Annotated in this window: 7 protein-coding genes, 2 tRNA genes and 3 rRNA genes; 9 read left to right on the top strand and 3 right to left on the bottom strand. The window is 43.7% G+C overall.

Features of this window, described 5'->3' with window-relative positions; genetic code table 11:
* The first annotated feature begins 63 nt into the window (after nt 1-63).
* Complete coding sequence (locus tag HUK62_RS15590; protein ID WP_004691219.1) at nt 64-321, top strand: DUF2789 family protein; 258 nt, start codon at nt 64-66, stop codon at nt 319-321.
* Between the two features lie 84 nt (nt 322-405).
* On the opposite strand, the gene HUK62_RS15585 is transcribed toward HUK62_RS15590, so the two are convergent.
* On the bottom strand, nt 406-933 hold the full coding sequence (locus tag HUK62_RS15585) for a hypothetical protein (RefSeq protein ID WP_004691217.1): 528 nt from the start codon (nt 931-933) through the stop codon (nt 406-408).
* Between the two features lie 72 nt (nt 934-1,005).
* Entirely contained in the window at nt 1,006-1,608 is a 603-nt protein-coding gene (locus tag HUK62_RS15580; RefSeq protein WP_176538313.1) for a 2OG-Fe(II) oxygenase, read from the bottom strand.
* A gap of 115 nt (nt 1,609-1,723) precedes the next feature.
* Between HUK62_RS15580 and rlmJ the strand changes: the two genes are divergently transcribed.
* From rlmJ to rrf, 8 genes are all read left to right on the top strand, one after another.
* A complete protein-coding gene (rlmJ, locus tag HUK62_RS15575) occupies nt 1,724-2,581 on the top strand; it encodes a 23S rRNA (adenine(2030)-N(6))-methyltransferase RlmJ (RefSeq protein WP_004691214.1) in 858 nt (285 codons plus the stop codon).
* Nucleotides 2,582-2,624: 43 nt separating this feature from the next.
* The gene (pssA, locus tag HUK62_RS15570; protein ID WP_176538312.1) at nt 2,625-3,455 is read left to right on the top strand and encodes a CDP-diacylglycerol--serine O-phosphatidyltransferase; all 831 of its coding nucleotides are present in this window, start codon (nt 2,625-2,627) and stop codon (nt 3,453-3,455) included.
* 27 nt (nt 3,456-3,482) lie between these two features.
* Nucleotides 3,483-4,556: a DUF6670 family protein gene (locus HUK62_RS15565; RefSeq protein ID WP_176538311.1), complete on the top strand. Its 1,074-nt coding sequence runs from the start codon at nt 3,483-3,485 to the stop codon at nt 4,554-4,556.
* Between the two features lie 439 nt (nt 4,557-4,995).
* Nucleotides 4,996-6,533: ribosomal RNA gene (locus HUK62_RS15560) — 16S ribosomal RNA — on the top strand.
* Between the two features lie 61 nt (nt 6,534-6,594).
* Nucleotides 6,595-6,671 (top strand) — tRNA-Ile (locus HUK62_RS15555).
* Nucleotides 6,672-6,739: 68 nt separating this feature from the next.
* Nucleotides 6,740-6,815, top strand: a tRNA-Ala gene (locus HUK62_RS15550).
* Between the two features lie 395 nt (nt 6,816-7,210).
* A 23S ribosomal RNA gene (locus HUK62_RS15545) occupies nt 7,211-10,104 on the top strand.
* A gap of 170 nt (nt 10,105-10,274) precedes the next feature.
* A 5S ribosomal RNA gene (gene rrf, locus HUK62_RS15540) occupies nt 10,275-10,389 on the top strand.
* The 16S, 23S and 5S rRNA genes sit together here with 2 tRNA genes alongside, the layout of an rRNA operon.
* Nucleotides 10,390-10,661: 272 nt before the next feature.
* On the opposite strand, the gene HUK62_RS15535 is transcribed toward rrf, so the two are convergent.
* Nucleotides 10,662-12,059: a dihydrolipoyl dehydrogenase gene (locus tag HUK62_RS15535; RefSeq protein ID WP_176538310.1), complete on the bottom strand. Its 1,398-nt coding sequence runs from the start codon at nt 12,057-12,059 to the stop codon at nt 10,662-10,664.
* Nucleotides 12,060-12,188 lie beyond the last annotated feature (129 nt).

The raw sequence follows: 12,188 nt of genomic DNA, 5'->3' as shown, positions 1-12,188 counted from the left end.
TTTAGAAAATACATATAAGTTAATTCAATAATAATTGACAATAGTATTGATAAGGAGGCCGAGATGCTCAGTCAACATAAACCATCCTTAGAGCTTTTATTTTCGCAATTGGGACTCGCCAATAGTGCGGCTGCCATCGAGTTATATATTCGTACGCATCAACTTCCTGCTCATCAATCTTTACACGATGCACCGTTTTGGAATTCCGCACAACGTGCGCTATTAATCAGTCATTTGGTTCAAGATGATGATTGGGCGATTATGGTTGATGAACTCAATCAACAGCTACATCTTGATGCTTATAAACTTCAAACTGCCTAAATTGATTTTATGCCGTTGGCATTTGAATTGTAGAATTGACCCATAAAAAAACGCCTGATTTCAGGCGTTTTTTATTTGTGCATTTTAGTGCAGTTTACTTTGCATCAGCTTGATAAACCAATCTTCTTGATGAAGGTCAACAAAAGCGGCATGTTCACGCAGTAAAACGAAATCAAACTCGGTGCTTTTCGCATATTTGCCAAGCCAGTGCCGTGCCAATGCTGACTCTTTTCGACTGACCGAGGCATAGGCCAAAAACAGGTAAATATCGCCCTGACCATAGCTGGTCAGCGGTTTTAGAATTTGCTGTGTAATCAACGCAAAGCGATCTTCTTTGGTGATTTCAAAGTACAACATATAAGCTTTAGCAAGGTGCAAAGACAAATTGAGGTACAAAGACAGAGGCATTTCCTCAAACTCAATTCGGCCTTGCTCAAGTAATACCACCGCTTCTTGTAAAAAGTGGACTTGCTCTTGGCGCAGTTGGCTCAGTGTGACTAACTGTAAGCGCAAATCAGCACGCTCAAGGGCTAATTCAGGGCTATTGCCTTGTAGGTAGAGTTGATCTGTTTCACCAATACGCTGAATAATTTGTTGACTGCTTGCACGCATCGGTTACATCCTCATCAATTGATGTTCAGTATATGAGGATACTTTTTACAATTTAAAGTCTTTTTGCTTGAATCACAGGATTGTACTGTCACTCCGTAACCATCCAGTAATCGATAAACGTTGATGTTTAGCTTCTAAGACCTCATGCAGTAAGTCACTTTGAAACAATGCAATACGATTCGGTTTGGGTTGTAGCACATGCCAAATATCATTTTTATCTTGCAGATGAAGTTCACCGCCCCAATCGTCTTGCCAGTCTTTGTGTAAATAATAAACCGTAGAAATCATGCGGCCATTTTTGCCTTGAGGGTTGTCACGGTGTAGGGCATAAAACTCGCCAGCGTTATAGCAAGCAAAATGCGCTTCGACGTCTCGAATACCAAGATAAAAGGCACGATTTAGTTCCTGACCCAAACTATAAAGGGCTTGAACATGATGATTGGAAATAACGAGCTCGGGATTGAGCCATAAAATGTGATCACTACGGATCTTGCTGATGACACCGTTTTGAATAGCGGCTTCACGAAAGCGGTTTAAGTTCGAAGTACATTCTTCAATGAGTTGATGTACATAGTCATTAGAGTAGGCGTCATCAATGATGGCAAAACCATGTTGATCTAAATCATCTAGGATTTGATCAACATTCCAAGACTTTGGGAGAAGAACTGCTTCCATTACATTAACCTAAAAAAGACAAAGAAAAGCCACGGTTATTCTAGTGTATGAAAGCAACCTGAACGAAACTATTTTTCATGCTAAAATACTCATTGATTTTAGGAATGATAGAAACATGAATTACCGTCACCACTTCCATGCAGGTAACTTTGCAGATGTCATGAAGCATGTCCTTTTGCTTCAGATTTTGACTCGCCTCAATCAAAAAGATAAACCGTATCGTTATATTGATACGCATGGCGGTGCTGGTAAATATGATTTATCAACTTCAGAAGCACAAAAGTCGGGTGAGTTTTTAAATGGTATTCACCGTTTAGTAAAACTTGATGACTCGATTAAGCGTAATGCACCTGAGGGTGTTCAGCAGTATTTAAAAATTGTTGAAAAAATGCGTGAAGGTTCAGGTAAGGGCGCTTATCCAGGTTCGCCGTGGTTTGCACTGGAAGGCATGCGCGAAATCGATAAAGCCACCATTTTTGAAATGCAGCGTGATGTATTCCAACAGTTGTATTACAACGTTCGTGACAAACGCGCGGGCTTACATGAGCGCGATGCTTATGAAGGGCTATTTGGCGTTATTCCACCCAAAGAAAAACGCGGTTTGGTGATGATTGATCCACCTTACGAAGTGGAGCGTAAAGATTTCCCTCAATTGGTTGATCTCATAGCGACTGCATATAAAAAATGGCCAACGGGTGTGTTTGCAATTTGGTATCCAATCAAAGACCGCGCCATGATTGACCGTTTTGAAAAGAAAATGATTAAAACCGGTATTCGCCGTCAGTTGATCTGTGAAGTATGTGTTTGGCCAGATGACACTCCAGTGGGCTTAAACGGTTGTGGTCTATTGGTGATTAACCCACCTTGGAAGTTTTCTGAAGATGCAGATGAAGCGCTACAATGGTTATTCCCACATTTGCGTATGAGTGAAAATGGTGGTCATGCTGCTGTTCGTTGGTTAGTTGGCGAATAAAGATAGACTATAAGAGAAAAGGCTACATTAGGATCGACAGAGAATGACAAATATAAATAAACCTGAAAGCGAATCTTCACCCCGCAGTACGCCTACTTTTGATGGGATTACTTTTGAGGTAGAAGAAGAAGAGCACACACAGGAAGGTCAAAAAGTAAAACGTCGAGGTATTTATTTGTGGCCGAACCTGATTACAACGGCAGCGTTGTTGTCAGGCTTTTATTCCATCATTGCCAGTATGAATGGCAACTTCCAGCAAGCGATTTATGCCATTTTCTTGGCAGCGTTATTGGATGGCTTGGACGGCCGTGTTGCACGAGCAATTGGTGCGCAGAGTGCTTTTGGTGAGCAGTATGATTCTTTATCGGATCTATTGGCATTCGGTGTTGCACCCGCTATTTTGATGTATAGCTGGAGTTTGGATTCGCTCGGTCGTATAGGTTTGGCGTGTTGCTTTGTCTACACCGCCTGTGCTGCGTTCCGTCTAGCTCGTTTTAATGTGCAAATCGGTGTGGTCGATAAGCGTTACTTTATTGGTGTAGCTAGTCCACTTGCTGCGATTATTATTATTTCATTGGTTTGGGTCGGACTCGATTTCCCCGAAATTTTTGATATTCGTGAGCGGGGGATTCAAGCCATCAGCGCAGCAGTGATTGTGTCTGTCGGACTCCTCATGATTTCGAATATTAAATATTATTCATTTAAAACGGTAGATCGTAAGCGAGTACCATTTTTTGTCCTTCCTATTGCGGTCTTTATTTTTACTGCAATGACTTACAATATTCCTGTGGGTATTTTAGTTATTTCTTTGATTTATGCACTATCTGGCTTTGTTACTACGTTTTTAGCACGACGTCAGCACAGCCCATCATGAGTTAATGATATGTAGAAGGAGTATGATATGTGGTTGTTTCAAGATTTTCTCGATCAGTCTAAACAACTTAATCAGGCTCCTTCACGGTCACTTCCTGCTTATCACCCACCCAATAAAAAATATAAAATTATTCATCAAGCTTTAACCATTCCCAATCTTGCAGCACCATTACATTATTTAAATTTTTTGAGCATGATTGGTCAGCCCAATACGCCCATGTTTCGGAATAACAGTGCAATCAGAACTACACCCTTAGATACCGCGACCGTATTGGCCAGTAGTAGTCCACATATGGCAGGGCAACTGAACCGCTATTCAATTTCTGCGGAATGTTCATTTCAAGAAAAAACATTTAAATTTGCCAATAAAGAACAGCTCATGGGGGCATTCCCAAAATTTCAAATTCAAAGAAAAGACACAGAATTGAGTTTTGAAATTGAAATAACAACAACACCACTGATCTCACATTTCACCAAATTGCGTTTTGGTCTTGCTGAGCATTGGTCTGTATTGTGTCGATGTCAGGGAGAAGTTAAATATAAAGAACAGCGCTATGACATTGATCAGTTGGGAGCTTTTGAATACGCGCGCAGTATCGACTTTAGTTATTTACCCTTAGCGTTTTTCACATATCAAGTCATTAATCTAGTAGATCAGCGTCAGTTATTGTTAGAACAAATTCGAGATTCGTTTAATCGAATTGTACAGTCACGTATCTATATACGTGATTTGCACAAACAACAAACCCATATGTTTGATCGGATGGTGCACTTTCAAGTTCATCGTGTTTACCCTGCTGTGAAAACCCCCAATGGGCAAAAAATGTATTTGCCGCGAGAATTTGAATGGCATTATCAAGACGAGCAGGGACATCACATCCATCTTTGCGCGCAAAGTCGTGGTGATTTTAAATTTGGTTTAGCTGCAGGTTATGTGGGGAGCTTTAAATATCAACTCAAAATAGGTAATTATGAGGAACAGGGCGAAAGTGGTTATTGTGAATATGTGGATTGTCGTGCATTAAAGTGGCAAGAAAAAAAATCGCACGAAAAAAATAGAAATGAAATTGGAGAAATTGTTCCCTTTTCACTCAAGAAATAAGAAAAAAGCGTCATTTTGCTGAATAAATAAACAAGTGGAAGTTTTTTTTATAAAAAATTGAGTAAAGGGGGTTGTGTTGGGTTGGAAATGCTGTAGAATGCACATCCATCGGCGGTGATGTTGATTAAAACTTGTTGAGAAACAAGGATTTAGCCCAAGCGGTAGAATCTGAAAGTCTTGAATAAGTTTGAAAATAATTAACAAAACCAGTTGACTTCTTCTTGAAAAAGAGTAGTATAGCCGACCTAGCTTGCTGATGACGAATCAGTAAGAGGATCATTAAGAGATTATGAAGAACAACTTGTGTGGATTTTTACTGATTGATCGATCGAAAATATTTCATTGATTGAATGGTAAAAATTACTCGAAGTTTATTTGAGAAATATTTGTCAGAAAATTGATGAGCCAAGATTTGTAGCCATAAGCTACTAATGATTTTTAACTGAAGAGTTTGATCATGGCTCAGATTGAACGCTGGCGGCAGGCTTAACACATGCAAGTCGAGCGGAGCGAGGGTGCTTGCACCTTAGCTTAGCGGCGGACGGGTGAGTAATGCTTAGGAATCTGCCTATTAGTGGGGGACAACATTCCGAAAGGAATGCTAATACCGCATACGCCCTACGGGGGAAAGCAGGGGATCTTCGGACCTTGCGCTAATAGATGAGCCTAAGTCAGATTAGCTAGTTGGTGGGGTAAAGGCCTACCAAGGCGACGATCTGTAGCGGGTCTGAGAGGATGATCCGCCACACTGGGACTGAGACACGGCCCAGACTCCTACGGGAGGCAGCAGTGGGGAATATTGGACAATGGGCGAAAGCCTGATCCAGCCATGCCGCGTGTGTGAAGAAGGCCTTTTGGTTGTAAAGCACTTTAAGCGAGGAGGAGGCTACTTAGATTAATACTCTAGGATAGTGGACGTTACTCGCAGAATAAGCACCGGCTAACTCTGTGCCAGCAGCCGCGGTAATACAGAGGGTGCGAGCGTTAATCGGATTTACTGGGCGTAAAGCGTGCGTAGGCGGCTTTTTAAGTCGGATGTGAAATCCCTGAGCTTAACTTAGGAATTGCATTCGATACTGGGAAGCTAGAGTATGGGAGAGGATGGTAGAATTCCAGGTGTAGCGGTGAAATGCGTAGAGATCTGGAGGAATACCGATGGCGAAGGCAGCCATCTGGCCTAATACTGACGCTGAGGTACGAAAGCATGGGGAGCAAACAGGATTAGATACCCTGGTAGTCCATGCCGTAAACGATGTCTACTAGCCGTTGGGGCCTTTGAGGCTTTAGTGGCGCAGCTAACGCGATAAGTAGACCGCCTGGGGAGTACGGTCGCAAGACTAAAACTCAAATGAATTGACGGGGGCCCGCACAAGCGGTGGAGCATGTGGTTTAATTCGATGCAACGCGAAGAACCTTACCTGGTCTTGACATAGTAAGAACTTTCCAGAGATGGATTGGTGCCTTCGGGAACTTACATACAGGTGCTGCATGGCTGTCGTCAGCTCGTGTCGTGAGATGTTGGGTTAAGTCCCGCAACGAGCGCAACCCTTTTCCTTATTTGCCAGCGGGTTAAGCCGGGAACTTTAAGGATACTGCCAGTGACAAACTGGAGGAAGGCGGGGACGACGTCAAGTCATCATGGCCCTTACGACCAGGGCTACACACGTGCTACAATGGTCGGTACAAAGGGTTGCTACCTAGCGATAGGATGCTAATCTCAAAAAGCCGATCGTAGTCCGGATTGGAGTCTGCAACTCGACTCCATGAAGTCGGAATCGCTAGTAATCGCGGATCAGAATGCCGCGGTGAATACGTTCCCGGGCCTTGTACACACCGCCCGTCACACCATGGGAATTTGTTGCACCAGAAGTAGGTAGTCTAACCGCAAGGAGGACGCTTACCACGGTGTGGCCGATGACTGGGGTGAAGTCGTAACAAGGTAGCCGTAGGGGAACCTGCGGCTGGATCACCTCCTTAACGAAAGATTGACGATTGGTAAGAATCCACAACAAGTTGTTCTTCATGACGATGTATCTGAGGGTCTGTAGCTCAGTTGGTTAGAGCACACGCTTGATAAGCGTGGGGTCACAAGTTCAAGTCTTGTCAGACCCACCAAATCTGACTAACAAGCATTGTTAAATGCTGAATACAGAAAAACAGAAACATTGACTTATTGATAAGCTGGGGACTTAGCTTAGTTGGTAGAGCGCCTGCTTTGCACGCAGGAGGTCAGGAGTTCGACTCTCCTAGTCTCCACCATATATTGTTCTTCAATATATAAGCTAAGTAGTTAGATTATAGAAATTAGTAAGAAGTAGACATTGGTTTACATTTTATTAACTTCTGTGATTTATCACAGTTTCCTGACCTGACGAAGGCTGGAAAAATCATTAACAGAATATATTTGAGTTGAAATAATTTGTTCATACTCGTTTTTAAGATCGACATTAACAGTGATTTATTACTGATTGATGAAGGTTGAAGAAATGAGTTACTAGCGAAATTAACTGAATCAAGCGTTTTGGTATGTGAATTGAATTGAAGCTGTACAGTGTTTAAGTACACAGAACAACAAACTGTAAGGAAGTGATGAGAAATCATCATAGACTGTCTTAATCCTACTTGTAGGGATTAACGACTGTTTGGGGTTGTATAGTCAAGTAATTAAGTGCATGTGGTGGATGCCTTGGCAGTCAGAGGCGATGAAAGACGTAATAGCCTGCGATAAGCTCCGGGGAGGCGGCAAATATCCTGTGATCCGGAGATTTCTGAATGGGGAAACCCACCTGTCATAAGGCAGGTATCGTATGATGAATACATAGTCATACGAGGCGAACGAGGGGAAGTGAAACATCTCAGTACCCTTAGGAAAAGAAATCAATTGAGATTCCCTCAGTAGCGGCGAGCGAACGGGGAAAAGCCCATTAAGTCATATCAGTTTTAGTGGAATGCTCTGGGAAGTGCAACCATAGTGGGTGATAGTCCTGTACACGAAAGGGCTGATATGATGATGTCGAGTAGGGCGGGGCACGTGAAACCTTGTCTGAATATGGGGGGACCATCCTCCAAGGCTAAATACTCCTGACTGACCGATAGTGAACCAGTACCGTGAGGGAAAGGCGAAAAGAACCCCTGTGAGGGGAGTGAAATAGATCCTGAAACCGCATGCATACAAGCAGTGGGAGCCGACTTGTTCGGTGACTGCGTACCTTTTGTATAATGGGTCAGCGACTTACATTCAGTAGCAAGGTTAACCGCATAGGGGAGCCGTAGAGAAATCGAGTCTTAATAGGGCGTTTAGTTGCTGGGTGTAGACCCGAAACCGGGTGATCTATCCATGAGCAGGTTGAAGGTTGGGTAACACTAACTGGAGGACCGAACCCACTGTCGTTGAAAAGCCAGGGGGTGACTTGTGGATAGGGGTGAAAGGCTAATCAAACTCGGTGATAGCTGGTTCTCCCCGAAAGCTATTTAGGTAGCGCCTCGGACGAATACCATTGGGGGTAGAGCACTGTTTCGGCTAGGGGGTCATCCCGACTTACCAAACCGATGCAAACTCCGAATACCAATGAGTACTATCCGGGAGACAGACTGCGGGTGCTAACGTCCGTAGTCAAGAGGAAAACAATCCAGACCGCCAGCTAAGGCCCCAAAATTATAGTTAAGTGGGAAACGATGTGGGAAGGCATAGACAGCTAGGAGGTTGGCTTAGAAGCAGCCACCCTTTAAAGAAAGCGTAATAGCTCACTAGTCGAGTCGGCCTGCGCGGAAGATGTAACGGGGCTAAAACTATATGCCGAAGCTGCGGATTTGCAATTTATTGCAAGTGGTAGGGGAGCGTTCTGTAAGCCGATGAAGGTGTATTGAGAAGTATGCTGGAGGTATCAGAAGTGCGAATGCTGACGTGAGTAACGACAATGCGAGTGAAAAACTCGCACGCTGAAAGACCAAGGGTTCCAGTCCAACGTTAATCGGGGCTGGGTGAGTCGACCCCTAAGGCGAGGCCGAGAGGCGTAGTCGATGGGAAATTGGTTAATATTCCAATACTTCTATGTAATGCGATGAGAGGACGGAGAAGGTTAAGTCAGCCTGGCGTTGGTTGTCCAGGTGGAAGGTTGTAGGCATGTATCTTAGGCAAATCCGGGGTACTCTATGCTGAGAACTGATAGCAAGCTGTACTTGTACAGTGAAGTGGCTGATACCATGCTTCCAGGAAAAGTCTCTAAGCTTCAGTTACATAGGAATCGTACCCGAAACCGACACAGGTGGTCAGGTCGAGTAGACCAAAGCGCTTGAGAGAACTCTGCTGAAGGAACTAGGCAAAATGGTACCGTAACTTCGGGAGAAGGTACGCTGCCGACGGTGATAGGATTTACTCCTTGAGCTATTGGCAGCCACAGAAACCAGGCCCCTGCAACTGTTTATTAAAAACATAGCACTCTGCAAACACGAAAGTGGACGTATAGGGTGTGATGCCTGCCCGGTGCTGGAAGGTTAATTGATGGGGTTAGCGTAAGCGAAGCTCTTGATCGAAGCCCCAGTAAACGGCGGCCGTAACTATAACGGTCCTAAGGTAGCGAAATTCCTTGTCGGGTAAGTTCCGACCTGCACGAATGGCATAATGATGGGGGCGCTGTCTCCAGCAGAGACTCAGTGAAATCGAATTCGCCGTGAAGATGCGGTGTACCCGCGGCTAGACGGAAAGACCCCGTGAACCTTTACTGCAGCTTGACATTGAACTTTGATCTTACTTGTGTAGGATAGGTGGGAGGCTTTGAAACCGAGACGCTAGTTTCGGTGGAGCCAATCTTGAAATACCACCCTGGTAATATTGAGGTTCTAACTCTGTCCCGTTATCCGGGACGAGGACCATGTCTGGTGGGTAGTTTGACTGGGGCGGTCTCCTCCTAAAGAGTAACGGAGGAGTACGAAGGTGCGCTCAGCGTGGTCGGAAATCACGCGTAGAGTATAAAGGCAAAAGCGCGCTTAACTGCGAGACCCACAAGTCGAGCAGGTACGAAAGTAGGTCTTAGTGATCCGGTGGTTCTGTATGGAAGGGCCATCGCTCAACGGATAAAAGGTACTCTGGGGATAACAGGCTGATACCGCCCAAGAGTTCATATCGACGGCGGTGTTTGGCACCTCGATGTCGGCTCATCTCATCCTGGGGCTGAAGCAGGTCCCAAGGGTATGGCTGTTCGCCATTTAAAGAGGTACGCGAGCTGGGTTTAGAACGTCGTGAGACAGTTCGGTCCCTATCTACCGTGGGCGTTGGAAATTTGAGAGGATCTGCTCCTAGTACGAGAGGACCAGAGTGGACGAACCTCTGGTGTACCGGTTGTGACGCCAGTCGCATCGCCGGGTAGCTATGTTCGGAAGGGATAACCGCTGAAAGCATCTAAGCGGGAAGCCTACCTCAAGATAAGATTTCCCTAGGACTTTATGTCCTCTAAAGAGCCGTTGAAGACTACGACGTTGATAGGTTGGATGTGGAAGCATAGTGATATGTGAAGCTGACCAATACTAATTGCTCGTGAGGCTTGACTATACAACACCCAAACAGTTGGTGTTGTGGTTCAAATCACTGCAAACAACTTGATTTAGTTATAAAGCTAGATAAAATGTCCAACTCAAATATACCTGTTAATAACTCATTTGATGAAAGTTAGGCATACACAATGTGTAAATAAGACCCAACGAATAGTCATAAACAGTTGTGCTGGCGACAATAGCAAGAGTGAACCACCTGATCCCTTCCCGAACTCAGAAGTGAAACCTCTTAGCGCTGATGGTAGTGTGGAGTTATCCATGTGAGAGTAAGTCATCGCCAGCTCATTCATTCAAATCCCCCTAACTTAACGGTTAGGGGGATTTTTTTATAGCTGAAAATATTAAAACTAAAAAGAGTAGAGCGGAGAAGACTTCACTATAAGGGCTTCTAAAATTTAATAGGTAAAAATAAGAAGAAGTAATCAGATGAAAAGATCCGAAAATAAGCTATCTATAAGGGCTTAAATGGCAAAAAAGCCAGAATTTATGACTTTTATATCTTATTTGATGAAATCATTTAATTGCACACAGAAAATCTTATTAAAAGAACATGCATCATGAATTTCGCAGTTTAGGTATCGTATCTAGCTGTCGGCGTGCATGCTTTAATGCTGTTCTTAAACCTTCTTCAATAGTTGGGTGATAAAATGGTTTTTCCAAAATTTCATCGACGGTCAGTTTTTCTGAAATCATCCACGCCAGTAAATGGGCCAAATGTTCAGTAGAGTCTGTGAGTAATTCAGCACCAAGTAGTTTTCGACTGCTTTTATCCACATAAACCTCGATGGCCCCATGGTTTTTACCTAAAACTAATGCACGTCCTTGTTTGACATAAGAGACTTCGCCGATGACAAAATTGATAGGTGCACTTTGTAGTTGCTTAAAGTTTTGTCCAACCATTGCCATTTCCGGACTACTAAACACGATGCCTAAAGGCGTTAGAGTTTTGCATGATTCTATAGTGGGAAAGTTCAATGCATTTTTTACCGAAACTTTACCTTCGTGTGCGGCTTCATGTTGTAGTGGAGTATCAGTATATGCATCGCCAATGATAAAAATCGGGTAGTCTGCAAGTTGTTTGGTCTCAGAATCAACAGGTAAATGTTTTAAGTCCGTGAATGAGGTATCGATATTTTCGAGTTTAAGGGTATTTAAAAGACTACTTCGTCCTGTGGCAACCAATAAATAATCGACGTTGAGTGTTTTAGGCTGACCATTTTCAATAAAACTAATTTCAACTTGATCGTTTATATACTTAACTTTAGTGGGTAAAACTTCGAACTTGATCTCAAGTTCGGTGCTAATTTCTGTTTGTGCTAACTGCTGTAATTTAGGACTAGTCAGAACACCGACTTTACGACTACGTGCAAAGACAGTGGTATTGACGCCAAGTCGTTGCATGGCTTGCGCAAGTTCAATTGCGATGACGCCACTCCCAATCACTGCTAAAGATTTGGGTAAAGCATTGAGTTCAAAGATTTGATCGGAGGTGATGAGCCGATCACCGAGTTCATTCTTCCATACTGGGTCAAAGCTAGGTGTGGAGCCTACAGCTAAAATAAAGCTTTTGGCTTGGTAGTGTTGCCCATTAACTTCGACCGTTTTTGAATTGACAAAGCGAGCACGGCCCTGAATTTTATGGGACTCAGGCCAGCTCTCTACGGTTTTAAGGGTATTATGAGTAAAGCGATCACGGAGTTTTTGTACGTGTTGCATGACCTGACTGCGGTCTATTTTTGACTCTACTTGTAATCCGACACGATCCGCATGTTGAATATCATGCATGCGATTTGCTGTAGAAATTAGCACTTTTGACGGCATGCAGCCGACACGTGCACAAGTAGTGTCCCACGGCCCATCATTAATGATTAATAGATTTTGTGTGGACTTCACGGCTTGTTGGTAGGCTGCGATACCCGCAGTTCCAGCCCCAATAATAATCAGATCATACATAAGCAAACGTTTATCTAAGCGAGACAGATTCTATAGTTAACATATTCAGGGCTGTAGATGATTATATTTTGTAAAAAAACGGCACTAGATGCCGTTTTTACTTTCATTTGACTTATAAGCCAGTACCAA

The organism is Acinetobacter sp. NEB 394 (assembly GCF_013374795.1).
GTDB lineage: Bacteria > Pseudomonadota > Gammaproteobacteria > Pseudomonadales > Moraxellaceae > Acinetobacter > Acinetobacter johnsonii.
This window is presented reverse-complemented; position numbering and strand designations above follow the sequence as displayed.